Below are 16841 nucleotides of genomic sequence, written 5' to 3'. Positions count from 1 at the left end.
GTATTTTTATTCTTTTTGGTGGGAAATATCAAGTAAAAGTTAGGACAATAAAAGTAACAAATTTATTTTTAAGGTTTACATATCTCTAAATATAAATGGATATAATCACAACAACGCAATCTGCATATCAGATTATTGCCAATAAATGTTATTCGGCAATTGAGCATCATTAACTATTTAAATTACGCAAGTATGGCGTTTATATTGCATTGAATAGATGCGTGCTGGGATATAAATAGAATAGATTGGTAATGACAAAGGATGAAGAACTAGATAGAGTGCGAATTAGTCGCTAATATATTATCTCTTGTCTTAGATATTATTAAACTTTTCAGGATATAGATTCGGAATTATTGATGAGTCATCAAGATCACAGCCCATCAAAACGTCGCCTATTGCAAGGTGCGGCGGCAGTTATGCTATTAAGTGTCAGCCCATTCGGTTTTGCTGCCAGTAGTAGCGTTGTTGCTGTTCGTATTTGGCCAGCCTCGAGTTATACCCGTATTACTCTAGAATCCAGCATTCCTTTAAAGTATCGCCAGTTTGTTTTAAACAATCCTGAGCGTATTGTTGTTGATTTAGAGGGCGTTCAATTAAATAACGTTCTTAAGAATATGGGAAGCCAAATTCAGTCTCGAGACCCTTACTTAAAATTAGTGAGAGTCGGGCAGTTTGATCCTAAAACGGTACGTTTGGTTTTTGAAGTTAAAAACAAAGTGTCTCCTCGATTCTTTACCCTACCGCCAGTCGCTGAATTTAAACACCGTTTAGTTATGGATTTCTATCCGGGTAAAGGCGTTGAAACCAACGATGACCCATTATTGGCGCTCCTTGAAGATTACAACAAAGGTGATTTAGAAGAGAGCATGCCAGTACAGGCGAAAAAACCAGGGAAAGCGGGTACCGATAGGCCGATTGTTATTATGATTGACCCAGGGCATGGTGGGGAAGACCCCGGTGCGATTGGTAAGTATAAGACCCGTGAAAAAGATGTGGTTTTACAAATCGCCCGTCGCTTGAAAACGCTGATTGATAAAGATCCGAAAATGCGGGCATATATGACGCGTAATGAGGATGTCTTTATTCCATTAAAAGTCCGCGTGGCGAAAGCGAGAAAAATGCAGGCTGATTTGTTTGTTTCTATTCATGCGGATGCCTTTACCAACCGTTCAGCGAATGGTTCATCGGTCTTTGCACTCTCCACGAAAGGGGCAACCAGTAACACGGCGCGTTACCTTGCTCAAACTCAGAACGAAGCTGACTTAATTGGTGGGGTGAGTAAAAGCGGCGATGCGTATCTCGACCATACCATGTTAGATTTGGTGCAAACGGCAACGATCAATGACAGCTTAAAGTTTGGGGATGAAGTTTTAAAACGTATGGGGCGCGTTAACCGGCTACACAAAAACAAAGTGGACCAAGCTGGCTTCGCGGTATTAAAAGCCCCCGAAATTCCATCTATTTTAGTGGAAACAGCCTTTATCAGTAACTTAGAAGAAGAGCGTAAACTCAAAACAGCTAAGTTCCAACAGCAAATGGCTGAGTCGATTTTTGAAGGGATCAAAGCTTATTTCCGTAATGGGGGCGAGTTAGCTATCCGTAATTAATCGTGATATTTTTGGTGTCGAAGAAGGTGGCAAACAGTAATGTGAGTCGCCTTTTTTATTGGCTGAAAACAAGAAATTAAGTGATTAAAAATCTGTTTGGGTTTTGATATAACTAAGAAAGACAAAGAAAAGAATAAATAAGAATTGGTTGCGGGGGCTGGATTTGAACCAACGACCTTCGGGTTATGAGCCCGACGAGCTACCAAGCTGCTCCACCCCGCGACTGAAGAGGTTAAATATATCAGGAATTGGTTGCGGGAGCTGGATTTGAACCAACGACCTTCGGGTTATGAGCCCGACGAGCTACCATGCTGCTCCATCCCGCGCCTGAATATTTCACTACTTTGGGATACTACTTTGTTTTTACTGCTGAATTTACTTTGACTGAATCAAGTTTGACTAAATCAAGAAATTGGTTGCGGGGGCTGGATTTGAACCAACGACCTTCGGGTTATGAGCCCGACGAGCTACCATGCTGCTCCACCCCGCGTCCGATAGGCGGCACTATACTCGGGATGAGATCTGATGCAAGTTTTTTCGTGTTTTTTTTTCATTTTTCATTAATTAGTGTTTAAAAAACGCACAAAATGTATTTTTTTTGTTCTTTGAAGGCTTCTAACCCAAAAATAACCTCACTAAATATTTATAGCCGTTTCATTCTCAATTTGGGTTTGCTATTGTGCGCTTCATATTGGATATGGGTTAGGTGGTATAAAGATGAATTCATGGCAGAAAGGGTTAATCGCGGGCGTCTTCTTTTCTTTATTGGCTGGGTGTCAATCTCATCCAACAGATAAAGGGCAACAATATAAAGATGGTAAACTGCACAGTGACTTGCAACAAGTTAATCAAGTTAACGTGCAAGGACGACCAATAAATGCGCCGGATTTTAATCGTCAAGTGACGGAAATTCAAAATGCATCACCACGCTTATTCAATAACAATAATGAAACTTACCATGCAATAGAAAACTGGTTAATGGCAGGGGGCGATCCTGCTCAGTTATCGCGTTTTAATTTGTCGGCTTTCCAAATGGAAGGGATGGACAATTACGGAAACGTTCAATTTACGGGGTACTATACTCCAGTAATTGAAGCTCGCCGCTCGCCGCAAGGTAATTACCGCCATCCATTGTATGGTATGCCATCAAAAAGTAAGGGGCGCTTACCTAGCCGTGCGCAAATATATAATGGCGCGCTCAGTAACAATCTGATCTTGGCTTACAGCGATTCTCCTGTCGACAACTTTATGATGGAAGTACAAGGCAGTGGTTATGTGGATTTCGGCGATGGTAGCCCACTGAATTTCTTCGCTTATGCAGGAAAAAATGGCCATGCATATAAAAGTATTGGCAAGGTGCTGGTTGATAGAGGCGAAGTGCCTTTAGAAAAAATGTCCCTACAGGCTATTCACGACTGGACAAACACCCACAGTGAACAAGAAGTGCGTGAATTACTTGAAAGTAATCCATCGTTTGTTTTCTTTAAACCGCAATCTTTTGTTCCTGTAAGAGGCGCGAGTGCGGTGCCATTAGTAGCAAAAGCCTCGGTAGCATCGGATAAAACCTTGATCCCACCGGGAACCGCATTATTAGCCGAAGTTCCTGTATTAGATGGAAATGGGAAATTTACGGGTAGATACGAAATGCGTATGATGGTTGCCCTCGATGTGGGCGGAGCAATTAAAGGGCACCATTTCGATATTTATCATGGAACAGGGCACGATGCCGGTAAAATGGCCGGTTTTTACAACCACTATGGGCGTGTATGGGTTCTGAAAAAGAGCCAACCTGTTTTTAGTGCAATGTAGCCCCCATTTATTGTTTATTCGATTTTCGTTTTAACTAAGGTTGTTTGTGATTATGCAAGCTCAGCTTTCTGATGCGTGGATGCAGCGATTCGCTGGAATCGGGCGTTTATATGGGCAACAAGCCCTTCATCTTTTTGCTCGTTCACATGTGTGTGTTATTGGTGTGGGCGGCGTTGGCGTATGGGCTGCTGAAGCATTAGCGCGTTCAGGTATTGGCGCTATCACCCTGATAGATATGGATGATATCTGCGTGACCAATACGAATCGCCAGCTTCATGCATTGAAATCAACGGTGGGGCTACCTAAAGTTGATGTGATGAAAGAGCGCATTTTGGCAATCAATCCTGAGTGTACCGTGAATGTCATTGATGATTTCATTACAGTAGATAATGTGGCGGAATACCTCTCTTTGGGATTTGATTACGTTATTGATGCCATTGACAGTGTAAGACCAAAAGCGGCGCTGTTGGCGTATTGCCGACGTTTTAAAATTTCTATCGTGACGACGGGGGGCGCAGGTGGTCAAATTGATCCGACCCAAATTCAAGTCGCGGATTTAGCAAAGACAGTTCAAGATCCTTTGGCAGCGAAATTACGTGAACGTCTGAAGTCAGACTTTAATGTCGTGAAAAATGGCAAAGGTAAATTGGGAATTGATTGTGTGTTTTCGACGGAGCAGTTGGTCTATCCACAAAGTGATGGAACAGTATGCGCAGCAAAAAGCACGGCAGATGGTTCAAAACGTATGGATTGTGCATCAGGATTTGGTGCGGTCACGATGGTCACAGCCAGTTTTGGCTTTATTGCAGTGTCCCATGCGTTGAAAAAGATGGTTGCAAAGGCACAAAGAGAAGCTAAACAGTAGAATTGAGGCTACGATGTAGCCTCAACGGGATAATCACTCTGCTGGGGTCATTTCACCCGCAATGTTTTTGATTGCTGTAATTAATGCGTGGATCCCATTTTGGCGGGATTCACTGAGTTGCCCTGTTATACCTGTTTGACTAAAAATATCTTCAAAATCAGTCTCTAAAATTTGCTGTGCATTTTTCTGTTCAACGCAGGCGAGCAAAATAGCAAATAACCCTTTTACTACACGACCTTCGCTATCCCCATAAAAATGGAATGTATCATCATCATTGAGAATAGCGCCAATCCATACACGGTTTTCACACCCTTGAACTTCCTGAGTCTGCTGCTTTTCTTCTTCTGTGAGAGAGGGCAGTTTTTTCGCGAGCTGGATAAGTAAGCGATATTTATCTTCCCACGCTTTTTGTTTGGAAAACTGTTCAACGATTTCGTGAATGACAATTTCTGTGCCAAATGGATGAGAAGCCAGTTCATGTCGAGACAAAGTCATTAGATTACCTTTTAATCATTTAAAATCGAAAGTGCAAATTTCACTGAATCAATAAATTTATCAATATCTTGCTTGTTGTTATATGGCATGGCTGAGATGCGTAAACAGCCGCTAATATTGAGTGAATCCATCAATGGTTGAGCACAATGTTGTCCATAGCGTAATGCAATTTTCTGTTCGGTCAAGAAAAGCCCTAAATCACTATGGTGAATATTGTGGAAATTGAAAGATAAAAGTGGCGAATTTTGATTTCGATAGAAAATCGCGCCTTCGAGCTGAGAAAGCTGCTCATAGGCATAGTCTATCAGCGCACAAGTATAGGCTTCTGCTTGCGCTAAGTTTTGCGTTGAAAGCCACTCGAGCACGGCTGAAAAGGCGATCACACCCGCGATATTCGGGGTTCCAGCTTCAAATCGCTGAGGGATTGGGGCGAGGGTGAAGCCTGAAAAATCAACGTGATTTAACATTTTACCGCCGCCATGCCATGGACTCATATTGGCTAAATGTTCAGGTTTTCCATAGCAGATACCTAAACCTGTTGGTCCATATAATTTGTGTGCTGAAAAAGCGTAGAAATCTACATTGGTTTCCATGACGTTAAGAGGTTGGTGTACAACGCCCTGAGCGCCATCAACAACGACTTTTGCACCAAATTGATGGGCAAGTATGGTTATCGCGCTAATGTCTGGTTGGTAGCCCGTTACGTTAGACATTTGTGTTACTGCAACAATTTTGCTTTTGGTGTTCAAGAGTGATTGCAGCGTATTGAGATCTAAGGTTAAGTCAGGAGTCACCGCCCATTTAACAATCTTTGCGCCTGTCTGTTGTGCCAATATCAGCCAAGGCAGCAAATTTGAGTGATGCTCAGTCTCACTGACGATAATTTCATCACCTGCTTGGAGTTTTTCACGGAAATAGCTCTGCGCAATCAAGTTAATAGATTCAGTGGTGCCACGTGTCCAGATAATGGATTTTTCGTCTGGCGCTTGGATATATTTTGCCGTTAGTACGCGACCTTGTTCGTACAAGCGAGTAATTTTTAATGCTTCAGGGGATTGCCCACGATAGACAGAACTGCCTGAAAAGCGATAGTAATCATCAGAGGTGTTGATCATATCCAAGGGTTTTAGGGCGGTAGCGGCACTATCAAGGAAAACAATGTCAGAGCCGATGGCTGGAAATTGCTGACGAAATTGAGGGGCGTTAAAGTTATCCATTATGCTGATTCTTTGATGTTAGCTATCCAATAGGTGAATGTGGCTGTGGTTATGAATATGCGTTGATTATGATAATAACGGAAAACGGCGAATAAGTAGATGGAGATAAAAAATGTTATTCAGTTATCGATTATTAGAAATAATTTGTTACACTTAACAGGAAGATTTTTGCGCAAATTTTTGAATAATTGCGCGCCTGAAAAAAGTTAGCGCACTAAGTCGATGAAGGTTTGCTTTTTAACCTAATGGTTAAATTTAATTTAAGATGCGTTTTTTGGGCTTTTTTACTCGAAATCCGATGGGGTAATGTTTTTTTATCTTTCATAATGGATTTTATGGCGCCCAAAATAAAAAAAGCACCGCGCTTAGGCGGTGCACTATAAAAATCACTATGGACAGACAGGGTAAATGTACAGGAAGTGAAAAAAACAGTAGCAATCGCTACAAAGCCTGGATTAACCAGACAACTTGCAAACACAACATCACAACCACAAAGCCAAAAGTTTCAAAGTAACTAAACTCTGCAACTTTTCGTTCCGGCTTAGGAAGTGCGCATACTATAGGTATTTACTGGCGTATCCTCAAGGGACAATTTATAATGCTTCGGATGAGAAAAACTAATGCGTATAACGAAGCTGAGTCGAAGAGATTATGTCTAAAAGATTACCGCCTTTAAATGCTCTGAGAGTGTTTGATGCCGCCGCCCGTCATTTAAGTTTTACTAAAGCGGCAGATGAATTATTTGTGACACAGGCAGCTGTTAGTCATCAAATAAAAAGCTTAGAAGATTTCCTCGGATTAAAGCTATTTCGCCGTCGAAATCGTTCATTGCTGCTGACGGAAGAGGGGCAAAGTTATTACCTTGATATTAAAGAAATTTTCTCGTCTTTAAATGAAGCGACGAGAAAGCTTCAAGCCAGAAGCGCAAAAGGCGCACTAACTGTAAGCTTATCGCCAAGTTTCGCGATACAATGGCTGGTTCCTCGGCTTTCTGGATTTAACCAAGCTTTTCCTGGCATTGATGTGCGTATTCAAGCAGTTGATCGGGAAGAAGATAAGCTAGCGGATGATGTGGATGTTGCCATTTTTTATGGCAGAGGAAACTGGGCGGGCTTAAGAACGGACAGACTTTACGCCGAATATTTAATGCCAGTGTGTTCACCTTCGTTAATGACCGGAGGGAATCAACTGAAGAACCCGGAAGATTTAGCGAAGCATACGTTGCTTCATGACTCTTCTCGCCGTGATTGGCAAGCTTATGTGAAGCAGCTTGATTTGCAGAATATTGTGAATGTGCAGCAAGGACCTATTTTTAGCCATAGCGCTATGGTGATCCAAGCAGCAGTTCATGGGCAAGGGGTAGCATTAACCAACAATGTGATGGCAAAGAATGAGATTGATGCTGGCAGATTGGTGTGTCCGTTTAGCGAAGTATTAGTCAGTAAAAATGCATTCTATCTGGTCTGCCAAGAGAGTCAGGCCGATTTAGGGAAAATAGCGGCATTTCGTCAATGGATCCTTGCACAAGCAGCCAGTGAGCAAGAAAAGCTTGGCTTTATTACCAATGACCAAGATTTGACGCATATACAATAATCAAACAGTTAAAACGAAGGTGCTATTGTGAATAGTCGTTTGATGTTAATTTTTGCAGGGATTAGTGGATTTTTTATTGTTGCATTTGGCGCCATTGGCTCTCATGCACTTTCTCCAATTATGAGCGCTCATCAAATGGCTTGGATTGAAACAGGGCTACGTTATCAAATGTTTCATACCGTTGCATTAATGGTGCTGGGTGCGGTATTACTGCGTAAAGTCATTTTGTGGTTCTATTGGGCGGGCGTGTTTTTCTCCGTAGGCATACTTCTTTTTAGCGGTAGCCTTTATTGTATGGCCTTATTGCAGGTAAAATACTTCTCTTATTTTACGCCAATAGGTGGCGTTTGCTTCCTCGTTGGCTGGCTTTTAGTTGTTATTGGCGCTATGCGTCTAAGGAAATCGGCGTCACGCAATGAGTAATAAAATTGCATTATATTGCCGCCCGGGCTTTGAAAAAGAGTGCGCAGCAGAAATTACAGATAAAGCAGGGCAACGCGAAATTTACGGTTTTGCCCGCGTTAAAGAAAATAGCGGTTATGTTATTTTCGAATGTTATCAATCTGAGGATGCAGACATCCTTGCGCGCACACTTCCATTTCGTGAATTGATTTTTGCTCGCCAAATGTTTGTGGTGGGTGATTTATTAAAAGATTTACCGCCAGAAGATAGAGTTACACCGATTGTGAACGCGCTTAGCCAGCAGGTTGAGAGAGCGGGGGATCTGCGTGTTGAGGTTGCGGATACCAATGAATCAAAAGAATTAATGAAATTCTGCCGTAAATTTACGGTACCTCTGCGTAATGCGTTACGCCAAGAGAAAGTTTTATTGGCGCAAGAGAACTTTAAACGTCCAGTAGTCCATGTGTTCTTTATTGCGCCGGGGTGCTGCTATACCGGTTATTCTTATTCGAATAATAGTTCGAATTTCTATATGGGTATTCCGCGCTTGAAGTTCCCATCGGATGCACCAAGCCGTTCGACATTAAAACTGGAAGAGGCTTTCCATGTGTTTATTCCTTATGAAGAGTGGGATGAGCGTTTAGCGAGTGGCATGAAGGCGGTGGATTTAGGTGCCTGTCCGGGAGGATGGACTTACCAGCTCGTCAAACGCAGCATGATGGTGGAAGCGGTAGATAATGGTCCAATGGCGGAAAGCCTGATGAATACAGGGCAAGTTCGACATCACCGCGAAGATGGTTTTAAATTTAAGCCAACCTCTCAAAATATTACGTGGTTAGTGTGTGATATGGTGGAAAAACCAGCCAAGGTTGCCGCATTAATGACTCAGTGGTTGCAAGAAGGCTGGTGCCGCGAGACCATTTTTAACTTGAAGCTGCCAATGAAAAAACGCTATGAAGAAGTGGCGCATATTTTGGAAAAAATGAAAGTTCAGCTGAAAGAGAATGGTATCAACGTTCTGATCCACGCGAAACAGCTTTACCATGACCGCGAAGAAGTCACTGTGCATGTACAGCGTGTTTGGTCTGCAAACCCAATGGCGCGTGAATATTATTAAGTCAAAGCTGGATTGGCTTGAATAGTAAAAAGGTCACTTCACAGTGACCTTTTTTGTGTCTGCTATTTAGCTTGATAGCGCAACTGATTCAGATTACCTTTCAAGGCAATGTCTGTTTTTAATGTGGCAATATCGCGACAGATAAGCGCCATTTCTTGTTGGTTAGAGAGTTTTTTCTGCCATTTCTCTTCAAGAGCATCAAAGTTGGCGTACAAATTTTCAATAGTTTGGAATCGCTGAAGGAGCTCTGTGGCACTTTTGGCGCCAATACCTGCCACCCCAGGAACTTTACTGCTGCTGATCCCCGCTAACCCCCAGTAATCAGGAAGTTGTTCAGGTTTTACGCCAAATTCATTCTCGATGAAAGGCACGTCCAACCAACGCTTTTGAAAATAGTCACGGATACGCAGGTTTGGAGAGAGTAGCTGGCAGTAACCTTTATCGGTAGAGACGATGGTGACGGTATGCCCAGAATCGGCAATACGTTTAGCAAGAGTGGCGGCTAAATCATCGGCTTCATCACCTTCAGATTGCCAGCAATGAATGCCATTTTCTTCAAACTGAGCAACGAGCTGAGGTAACTCAGCTTGTAAATTTTCAGGCATAGGCTGACGCCCTGCTTTATAGTCAGGCAGTTTTTCATGACGCCAACTATGGTGGCGACCTTCTTCATCAAATACTGCCACAATATGGGTGGCGTTAGTGTGGTTAATCAATTGAGAAATAGCGGATAAACAGGTTTCTCCACATGGGCTCCCCTGAACCGCGTGGATACGTCGAATTAAGTTTAAAGCATCAATAATTAATAAATGGATCATAAGCCGTTTGGTAGTTAAACGCGCCTTCCTTGGCGCGTAGGTGATTATTTCACAATTTCATAGCAAGGTTCGTAAGCGGTGCCACCCGGCAACTTCATACGATGCTGTTTCACGAAACCTTGGAGTAAAATGTCCATGCGTTTCATGATGTCGCTATCACCATGAATTTTGAAAGGACCATGTTTTTCAATCGCTTTCATGCCGACTTCTTTTACGTTACCCGCGACAATTCCAGAGAAAGCACGGCGTAAATCGGAAGCCAGTTTTTCTGGGGATTGACCCGGATGCAGATTCAGTGATGCCATATTTTCGTGAGTCGGCTCAAACGGATGCTGTAGGTCAGGGGCGATTTTAATCGACCAGTTGAAGCTGTATGCATCACCCGTATTACGACGGCTCTCTTTCACTGCAGACATGCCTTTTTTCATCACGCGTGCCACTTCTTGTGGGTTGTCGATAATGATTTGGTAATGTTTGCTCGCTTCATCTCCTAGAGTATGGCGAATAAAATCATCCAAAACAGAGAAGTATTCAGCGCTTTCTTTTGGTCCAGTCAGGACTAATGGCAGCACTTGCTCGGTATTTTCAGGATCCATCATAATACCCAGCAGATACAGCAGCTCTTCTGCGGTTCCCACGCCACCAGGGAAAATAATGATCCCGTGGGCTAAACGGACAAATGCCTCAAGACGTTTTTCAATGTCTGGCATGATGATCAGTTCATTAACTAATGGGTTAGGTGGCTCAGCCGCGATGATGGACGGCTCAGTTAACCCGATAAAACGGCTGTCTTTATAACGCTGTTGAGCGTGACCTACCGCTGCACCTTTCATTGGCGCTTCCATAGCTCCCGGTCCACAACCTGTGCAGATGTTCAGTTCACGCAAGCCTAGTTCATTACCGACTTTACGACCATACAGGTATTCATTTTCATTAATGGAGTGCCCACCCCAGCACACGATCATATTCGGATCTTCACCAATATGTAGCGCACGGGCGTTACGTAAGATGGAAAAGATCATATTAGTGAGGTGAGTGCTATTTTCTAAATCGAGATGGAACTGCTGTTTGGCATTAGTTATTTGAGCGTGAACAAACAGAATATCGCGCAGTACGGCAAACAAGTTCGCTTGTAATGAACGAATGATTTTACCGTCAACGAACGCTTTTTCTGGCGGGTTAATAAGCTCTAATTTGATACCACGTTCACGACGTAAAATGTTGATATCAAAACCTGCACTTTTTTCTAAAAGCTCTTTACTGCTGTCAGTTAAGCTTCCTGAATGTAATACCGCTAAGGAGCAGTTTCGATATAGCTGATACAAATGGCTGCTCGCCGTACGTTTCAGCATATCGACTTCAAGCTGAGACAATAGATCCATAGATCCTAATGGACTGATATGAGTAATCAAGTAACACTCCTTTGCCCAATTGGGCTCTTGACGCGTGAATTACATTGAAAATGATTTAAATAGCATTCTCTTAAATTACACTGATTTTCAATTTAGTAGGTACTTATTGCCGTGCCAAACGACCCGTGTCAGGCTCGAATTGTTCATTACTGCGCCATGGGTTGATATCAAGCCCACCTCGGCGAGTATAGCGTGCATATACCGATAATTTCTCTGGTTTGCACAGTATTGTTATGTCGTTGAAAATGCGCTCCACACACTGTTCGTGGAATTCATTATGATGACGAAATGAGACGAGGTAACGTAATAACGCTTCACGGTCAATTTTCGGACCACGATAATGAATTTGTACTGAGCCCCAATCAGGTTGATTGGTAATCAAGCAATTTGATTTCAATAGATGGCTGACGAGGGTTTCTTCGACAACCTCTGGTTGAGTGCAATCGACCAAATAGTCGCGATTAAATTCATAGTTATCGATGTCAATCTCTTGCTCATCAATACAGACACCTTGGAATTGGTGAATGGCTTGCTGAGTAAAGTCATCAAGTTTATAAAGTGTAACCTTAACCTCGCCATTAGCACAGCAGCTTAGGTCATTTTGCAAAACGCTTCGCACATTTTCCCACGTTTCGAAGCGAGTCTGATTGAAACTATTGAGATAAAGCTTGAAGCTTTTTGATTCCACCAAGTTTTCACTTGTGGCATCTACACTGACGGAGCCTATCGCGACTTGAGGAACACCACGGGCATTTAGCCAAGAGAGTTCATACAGTGTCCAAATATCGGCGCCGTGGAATGGCAGTGTATCAGCATGAATATCCAAAGGATCGCGATTAAGGCTACGCGGCACCGCTTGCAATAAAGCGGCATCATATTGGTCATGATAAGCCGTCTTTTTCCCGAGAGTTAAATTATCGAGAGCGGGGTTATTTTGATAGTGAGACATAGTGATCCTTATCTTTTCGGCGTGTCAGTGCTGAACATTGGCAAACTGAGTGCATTTTATTCGTTTGTTAACTTCTGTCATAATACCACTTATCCATAATATTGAGCCTGCCAATTTGAATTGGTTTTAATAATGTTATTTCTCACAATTGAAAAACGATGAATACAATAATCTCTGATTTAATTAAAAATTTTACCAGCCAGTATGTGGCTAAATGGCAAGAAGCAACAGGGCTTCCACCGGTGTCTGCTGAGCTGTATGGGGTGCCTTCTCCTTGCATCGTTCGTACTGGTGATGATGTGGTTTATTGGGAGCCTCAGCCGTTTCCATTAGAAGAGAAAAGTTTAAATAATGTCGCTAATGCGCTAGAACTCCAATTACAGGGCGATATTCACGCTTTTTATACCACTCAGTTAGCAGGAGATATGAGCGCGACGTTTGGTGACTTATCATTGAATTTGGTGCAAGTGTGGAGCGAAGAGGATTTTATTCGCTTACAGGAAAACTTGATTGGGCATTTGGTGACTCAAAAGCGCTTAAAGTTACCACCAACACTGTTTATTGCCACGTTAGACTCTGAATTAGAGATGATTTCTATGTGTAATTTAACAGGGGAAATTATTGTTGAAACGTTTGGAAGCAAGCAACGACAAGTTATTGCAGAAAATCTTGCGAGCTTTATTCAACAACTGAAGCCTGTTATATCATCTCAGGGGTAAGAGATTTATGGCGTGGTGCTGTAGGTTATTGCCTACAATTTGGTTAAGCCATATCTTAATAATTTTTCATATTATCGAAATGAGAATTATTTAACTTTTAATTTCATAGCGTTACTATCCATTTTAAGTTTTTTATTATTTTTTGAATAACCTGAATGTAGAACACTAGGTTGTTTGCTTAATGGATTTAATACATTCTTATCGGGCTGGACAGGGTAGTTGTTTAGCTTTTTTACATATAAAAAACAAGGAAATGGATAACCTGGCAGAGCGGTTGGTCTGCTAAATTTTTATCTAACAGGATGTTAGGCGGCAGGAAGTCGCATTGCAGGATGCAAGTCAATTGATAGATAAGTAGCCAGTTAGTTTTAGCTGGCTACTTTTTTTATTTCTGAGCTGAGTTTGAGTATTGGGTGAGGGACTCAATAATACTTTGCGACATGGCTTCTCTCAGTGCTTCGCGCTTACGGAATTCGGAACGTCTCTGGCTTTTCACTGATTCGATATCACGCATTGGCTCTTGAAGTGGTAATTGATACCAACCTTCGGCATTTAAAACTCCGCCACACTCTTCCCAAAACGTATCGTAGCTGGATTTTAAATGCTGGCTTTTGATATGGCTGTTATTTGAAATCCCGAGAATAGATTTGATTTGGAAATAAGCAGCTACCGCATAAATAGCAGACATTAAAAGGTTTTTAGGCCTCATTGCATGCATCTGTTTCGTAATGGATTTCACTTGCTCTACGCTCTGCTCTGTCGATGGCCCTTGTAGGGAACAGACATAAAGCTGACCTTGTTCACCAAATGAAAAGCTCATCAAATAGATTTCATCACCCGTTTCATTGAGTAAATGGATGGAGAGATCCCCTTCACGTGGATATTGAGAATAGATCATTTTTAATTGGGCAAAATCACCGGATTTTAGCTCAATATTTGCGACCGTTAAGCCGTCTCGTTTATCCGAAAACATGGCGGTGATCGCTTCAGGTGTAAAGGTTTTTTCAATTAAATCTAACGTGTAGCTTGCAGTGGATAATTTCTGTTTACCACTCCACGTTTTATGCAGATATTTGTTAATTGGTCGCTCAATAAATTGAGGTACGCCATCGATGGTCGCTGATAGCAGGGCGCTTTGGTATGTATCGCACATCGATTTATATTGCTGATATTGTTGTGAAGGCAACTTAGCAATGCGGATCTTTCTTTTTAGCTGTACATATTTGTTAGTGAAAGATTTCCATGTCTTGTTTTGTTGACGCCACTGCTTTAATAGTCCCATAGATAAACCATCTTTATGTTAATAATGAAAAAAGCAAACTGTGTAGAAAAACATTTGATAATAAATGCTAAACATATAACGAATGATAAACAAATATTTATTATTTTAAGAAATATTAAAAATGGAAAATTGAAAGTCAATTTTTAGGCACATGATTGTTTTTTGTTTGTCTCATCCCCATGTTTGCGACAGAACCGTATTCAAAAATACGGTATATTTTGAATTATTATATTTGAATAGGCTTTAGTATGAATATTGAGCAACGCATCCTTGAGAAACTCGGTCATCTTGAAATAGAGATGAGAGCCAAATCCTTATGGGAAGAGGTCCCGCCAAGTCCAGACGCGTTTGAAAGTGTGGAACCTTTTGCCATCGATACGATGGAAGCCGCCCAATGGCTTCAGTGGATTTTAATCCCTCGACTGACAGCAATGATTGATCAAGGTGCCATGCTACCGAGCAATTTTGCTATCGCACCGTATTTTGAAGAAATCTACAAAGACGATGAAGAAGGGCGATTTATTGAGTTTCTTGACCATCTTCGTGAATTAGATAGTTATTTTCAATTTACAGTGATGGGCGGATAACGGATGTTGGAGATTATCTATCAAGACGAGTATGTGGTTGCTGTTAATAAACCAGCAGGCATGTTGGTACATCGCAGTTGGCTAGACAGCAAAGAGACGGTGTTTGTGATGCAAACACTGCGTGACCAAATTGGGCAGCATGTTTTCCCAATCCACCGTCTTGATAGACCGACATCGGGTGTGTTGTTGTTTGCATTATCCAGTGAAGTCGCAAGGTCACTCGCCGAGCAGTTTGAGCAGCATACTATGGAAAAAGTGTACCATGCGATTGTGCGGGGCTACGTTACGGAAGGGGATAGATTAGATTACCCGTTACTTGAGGAACTCGACAAAATTGCGGATAAACACGCGACTAAAGAGCCTCGGTTACAAGAGTGTGTCACCCACTACAAACCCTTGGCGACAGTCGAGTGTCCAGTGGCAATTGGGCGCTATGATACTGCGCGTTTTAGCCTTGTTGAGCTTAAGCCTGAAACGGGACGCAAACACCAATTAAGACGTCATATGTCCCATTTACGTCATCCCATTATTGGGGATAGTAAACATGGAGACTTACGACAAAACCGCGGTGTAAGTGAGCATTTTTCAGTCTCTCGCTTGATGCTGCACGCTAGCCAGCTAATATTTATTCACCCTATAACAGAAGAAAAAATATCGTTAGTCGCGCCATGGGATGCACAATGGCTATCATTAGTTGAGCAATTTGGGTGGGGTGATACTGTCTCAAAGCTCGATATTAATGTGATTGATTATCCTGTTTGATAGGCTTTTATAAGGAGGACGTAGTGTCCAAAATCGGAATTTTTGTCGGGACAGTGTATGGCAACGCATTAGCGGTTGCAGAAGTGGCGCAAGAGATCTTCGAACAGCAAGGCCATGAAGTGGCAGTGTTTGAGGAGCCAACGCTAGCGGATTGGCAAGTCTATAATGCGGGGGAAGGCGTTGCTCTGGTGATCACTTCCACTACCGGACAAGGTGACATTCCCGATACCATTGCGCCTCTTTTTTATGAAATTAAAGATATTGTCGGCTATCAGCCTGAATTGAAGTATGGCGTGATCGCCTTAGGTGATAGCAGCTATGAGAACTTCTGCGGAGCGGGTAAACAGTTTGATGAGTTATTAGCTGAGCAATCTGGTAGCCGTATTGGCGATGTGCTGTTTATTGATGCGACTGAAGTGGATGAGCCTGAAGAATTTGCCAAAGTGTGGTTACAATCTTGGGCAGATTTGCTGTAAATAGTGAGCCTTATACATCTGCACTGTAAACATGTCGGCTTACAGTGCAGTGAGGAAGTAGACTATTTACGAGTGAGTTTCTCGAGGTCCGCTTCAATTTCTGCGATTTTATTGGACACAACGTGTTCTAAATGACGCAGGTCATCCAAAATTTTGTGTTTTAAATCAACATCAGTTTGGTCGTTTTGACAAATTTGGTCTAGTTCTTCAATCACATAACGTAAGTTAGTATTGATTTCGTTAATTTCTTTGAAGTTGTTGCTGCCATCAGTTGCTGCAACAGTCTTACGCTGGCGTGGGTACTTAAATTTCACGCTTTTAGCGAAAAACTCGCCTTTATCTTTGCGAAAGTAAATTTTTAAAATATCGTTATTAGCTTCTTGGCGCAGGGAATAGCGGTCGATATCTTGCGGATTGCTGATACCTAAACTTTTCAAATTATCGTACATGTTAGCTCGCTTAATCGTAAGGGACTGTGTCGATGACTTTTAGGGTTATAAATAAGGGCTATAAACAAGGCAGTCTCTTTTTATAACCATCTACTGAGCCCTAATTGCTTATAAAATGATGAGTTACAAAACAACCATCTAATAATAGCAGCTAATTGACCAAGGGCTGTAAATTCTCGGCCATATTATGCGCGATCAATCCCGTTTGACCAACCTCTGTTTGTAATAGAATCTACTTTATTATTTGTGTTATCTATCTATAACCCAGAGGCTTCTGCTGAC

At 42.1% G+C, this 16841-nt stretch carries 17 protein-coding genes and 3 tRNA genes; 10 read left to right on the top strand and 10 right to left on the bottom strand.

The genetic code is table 11. The annotated features are described in order from the left end of the window. Positions 1 to 356: 356 nt before the first annotated feature. The gene (amiC, locus tag ACY3ZI_RS16710) at positions 357 to 1607 is read left to right on the top strand and encodes an N-acetylmuramoyl-L-alanine amidase AmiC (RefSeq protein WP_036956325.1); all 1251 of its coding nucleotides are present in this window, start codon (positions 357 to 359) and stop codon (positions 1605 to 1607) included. 145 nt (positions 1608 to 1752) lie between these two features. Here the strand turns inward: amiC and ACY3ZI_RS16705 are convergent. From ACY3ZI_RS16705 to ACY3ZI_RS16695, 3 genes are all read right to left on the bottom strand, one after another. Next, positions 1753 to 1829 (bottom strand) — tRNA-Met (locus tag ACY3ZI_RS16705). A gap of 27 nt (positions 1830 to 1856) precedes the next feature. Further along, positions 1857 to 1933, bottom strand: a tRNA-Met gene (locus ACY3ZI_RS16700). A gap of 87 nt (positions 1934 to 2020) precedes the next feature. After that, positions 2021 to 2097, bottom strand: a tRNA-Met gene (locus ACY3ZI_RS16695). Positions 2098 to 2324: 227 nt separating this feature from the next. On the opposite strand from ACY3ZI_RS16695, the gene mltA reads away from it, so the two are divergent. Further along, a complete protein-coding gene (mltA, locus tag ACY3ZI_RS16690) occupies positions 2325 to 3416 on the top strand; it encodes a murein transglycosylase A (protein ID WP_036956326.1) in 1092 nt (363 codons plus the stop codon). A 52-nt stretch (positions 3417 to 3468) separates the two neighbouring features. Further along, positions 3469 to 4281: a tRNA cyclic N6-threonylcarbamoyladenosine(37) synthase TcdA gene (gene tcdA / locus ACY3ZI_RS16685; protein ID WP_487375550.1), complete on the top strand. Its 813-nt coding sequence runs from the start codon at positions 3469 to 3471 to the stop codon at positions 4279 to 4281. Between the two features lie 33 nt (positions 4282 to 4314). On the opposite strand, the gene csdE is transcribed toward tcdA, so the two are convergent. Both csdE and csdA read right to left on the bottom strand, forming a co-directional pair. Beyond that, the gene (gene csdE, locus ACY3ZI_RS16680) at positions 4315 to 4776 is read right to left on the bottom strand and encodes a cysteine desulfurase sulfur acceptor subunit CsdE (protein ID WP_211887474.1); all 462 of its coding nucleotides are present in this window, start codon (positions 4774 to 4776) and stop codon (positions 4315 to 4317) included. 11 nt (positions 4777 to 4787) lie between these two features. After that, the gene (gene csdA / locus ACY3ZI_RS16675; RefSeq protein WP_487375549.1) at positions 4788 to 5993 is read right to left on the bottom strand and encodes a cysteine desulfurase CsdA; all 1206 of its coding nucleotides are present in this window, start codon (positions 5991 to 5993) and stop codon (positions 4788 to 4790) included. 651 nt (positions 5994 to 6644) lie between these two features. Here csdA and ACY3ZI_RS16670 point away from each other — a divergent pair. Genes ACY3ZI_RS16670 through rlmM form a run of 3 tightly spaced genes read left to right on the top strand, consistent with a single transcriptional unit; the run spans position 6645 to position 9105 of the window. Beyond that, entirely contained in the window at positions 6645 to 7586 is a 942-nt protein-coding gene (locus tag ACY3ZI_RS16670; protein WP_211887476.1) for a transcriptional regulator GcvA, read from the top strand. A 27-nt stretch (positions 7587 to 7613) separates the two neighbouring features. Further along, positions 7614 to 8009 carry a DUF423 domain-containing protein gene (locus tag ACY3ZI_RS16665; RefSeq protein WP_036956331.1) on the top strand — a complete coding sequence of 132 codons (396 nt, stop codon included), beginning with the start codon at positions 7614 to 7616 and terminating at the stop codon, positions 8007 to 8009. Further along, entirely contained in the window at positions 8002 to 9105 is a 1104-nt protein-coding gene (rlmM, locus tag ACY3ZI_RS16660) for a 23S rRNA (cytidine(2498)-2'-O)-methyltransferase RlmM (RefSeq protein WP_323085820.1), read from the top strand. Before ACY3ZI_RS16665 ends, rlmM begins: the two co-directional genes overlap by 8 nt. Before the next feature lie 62 nt (positions 9106 to 9167). On the opposite strand, the gene xni is transcribed toward rlmM, so the two are convergent. The 3 genes from xni to queF all read right to left on the bottom strand — a co-directional run bounded on the left by xni (position 9168) and on the right by queF (position 12284). Continuing rightward, on the bottom strand, positions 9168 to 9923 hold the full coding sequence (xni, locus tag ACY3ZI_RS16655; RefSeq protein ID WP_487375548.1) for a flap endonuclease Xni: 756 nt from the start codon (positions 9921 to 9923) through the stop codon (positions 9168 to 9170). A 44-nt stretch (positions 9924 to 9967) separates the two neighbouring features. Continuing rightward, positions 9968 to 11335 (bottom strand): nucleotide 5'-monophosphate nucleosidase PpnN, encoded by a 1368-nt coding sequence (gene ppnN, locus ACY3ZI_RS16650; protein WP_323085822.1) that lies wholly within the window; start codon positions 11333 to 11335, stop codon positions 9968 to 9970. A gap of 103 nt (positions 11336 to 11438) precedes the next feature. Beyond that, complete coding sequence (queF, locus tag ACY3ZI_RS16645; RefSeq protein ID WP_487375547.1) at positions 11439 to 12284, bottom strand: NADPH-dependent 7-cyano-7-deazaguanine reductase QueF; 846 nt, start codon at positions 12282 to 12284, stop codon at positions 11439 to 11441. A 158-nt stretch (positions 12285 to 12442) separates the two neighbouring features. On the opposite strand from queF, the gene syd reads away from it, so the two are divergent. After that, positions 12443 to 13003, top strand: a complete 561-nt coding sequence (syd, locus tag ACY3ZI_RS16640; protein WP_211887483.1) for a SecY-interacting protein — start codon at positions 12443 to 12445, stop codon at positions 13001 to 13003. Positions 13004 to 13388: 385 nt separating this feature from the next. On the opposite strand, the gene ACY3ZI_RS16635 is transcribed toward syd, so the two are convergent. Next, positions 13389 to 14285 (bottom strand): VirK/YbjX family protein, encoded by an 897-nt coding sequence (locus ACY3ZI_RS16635; RefSeq protein ID WP_211887485.1) that lies wholly within the window; start codon positions 14283 to 14285, stop codon positions 13389 to 13391. Between the two features lie 248 nt (positions 14286 to 14533). On the opposite strand from ACY3ZI_RS16635, the gene ACY3ZI_RS16630 reads away from it, so the two are divergent. Genes ACY3ZI_RS16630 through ACY3ZI_RS16620 form a run of 3 tightly spaced genes read left to right on the top strand, consistent with a single transcriptional unit; the run spans position 14534 to position 16110 of the window. Beyond that, the gene (locus ACY3ZI_RS16630) at positions 14534 to 14872 is read left to right on the top strand and encodes a YqcC family protein (protein WP_211887486.1); all 339 of its coding nucleotides are present in this window, start codon (positions 14534 to 14536) and stop codon (positions 14870 to 14872) included. A gap of 3 nt (positions 14873 to 14875) precedes the next feature. Next, positions 14876 to 15634: a tRNA pseudouridine(65) synthase TruC gene (truC, locus tag ACY3ZI_RS16625; RefSeq protein WP_211887488.1), complete on the top strand. Its 759-nt coding sequence runs from the start codon at positions 14876 to 14878 to the stop codon at positions 15632 to 15634. A gap of 23 nt (positions 15635 to 15657) precedes the next feature. Then, on the top strand, positions 15658 to 16110 hold the full coding sequence (locus ACY3ZI_RS16620; protein ID WP_211887490.1) for a flavodoxin: 453 nt from the start codon (positions 15658 to 15660) through the stop codon (positions 16108 to 16110). A 62-nt stretch (positions 16111 to 16172) separates the two neighbouring features. On the opposite strand, the gene ACY3ZI_RS16615 is transcribed toward ACY3ZI_RS16620, so the two are convergent. Next, complete coding sequence (locus ACY3ZI_RS16615; RefSeq protein WP_036956344.1) at positions 16173 to 16559, bottom strand: DUF3461 family protein; 387 nt, start codon at positions 16557 to 16559, stop codon at positions 16173 to 16175. Between the last annotated feature and the right edge of the window lie 282 nt (positions 16560 to 16841).

It is taken from the genome of Providencia sp. LY12 (genome assembly GCF_057621555.1).
The sequence above is the reverse complement of the archived record's forward strand: the minus strand, read 5'-3'. Positions and strand labels throughout refer to the sequence as shown.

Bases quoted from the DNA above. Each gene is read 5' to 3' on its own strand.
- amiC (WP_036956325.1), top strand. From the start codon at position 357: ATGAGTCATCAAGATCACAGCCCATCAAAACGTCGCCTATTGCAAGGT.
- mltA (WP_036956326.1), top strand. From the start codon at position 2,325: ATGAATTCATGGCAGAAAGGGTTAATCGCGGGCGTCTTCTTTTCTTTA.
- tcdA (WP_487375550.1), top strand. From the start codon at position 3,469: ATGCAAGCTCAGCTTTCTGATGCGTGGATGCAGCGATTCGCTGGAATC.
- csdE (WP_211887474.1), bottom strand. From the start codon at position 4,776: ATGACTTTGTCTCGACATGAACTGGCTTCTCATCCATTTGGCACAGAA.
- csdA (WP_487375549.1), bottom strand. From the start codon at position 5,993: ATGGATAACTTTAACGCCCCTCAATTTCGTCAGCAATTTCCAGCCATC.
- ACY3ZI_RS16670 (WP_211887476.1), top strand. From the start codon at position 6,645: ATGTCTAAAAGATTACCGCCTTTAAATGCTCTGAGAGTGTTTGATGCC.
- rlmM (WP_323085820.1), top strand. From the start codon at position 8,002: ATGAGTAATAAAATTGCATTATATTGCCGCCCGGGCTTTGAAAAAGAG.
- xni (WP_487375548.1), bottom strand. From the start codon at position 9,923: ATGATCCATTTATTAATTATTGATGCTTTAAACTTAATTCGACGTATC.
- queF (WP_487375547.1), bottom strand. From the start codon at position 12,284: ATGTCTCACTATCAAAATAACCCCGCTCTCGATAATTTAACTCTCGGG.
- syd (WP_211887483.1), top strand. From the start codon at position 12,443: ATGAATACAATAATCTCTGATTTAATTAAAAATTTTACCAGCCAGTAT.
- ACY3ZI_RS16635 (WP_211887485.1), bottom strand. From the start codon at position 14,285: ATGGGACTATTAAAGCAGTGGCGTCAACAAAACAAGACATGGAAATCT.
- ACY3ZI_RS16630 (WP_211887486.1), top strand. From the start codon at position 14,534: ATGAATATTGAGCAACGCATCCTTGAGAAACTCGGTCATCTTGAAATA.
- truC (WP_211887488.1), top strand. From the start codon at position 14,876: ATGTTGGAGATTATCTATCAAGACGAGTATGTGGTTGCTGTTAATAAA.
- ACY3ZI_RS16615 (WP_036956344.1), bottom strand. From the start codon at position 16,559: ATGTACGATAATTTGAAAAGTTTAGGTATCAGCAATCCGCAAGATATC.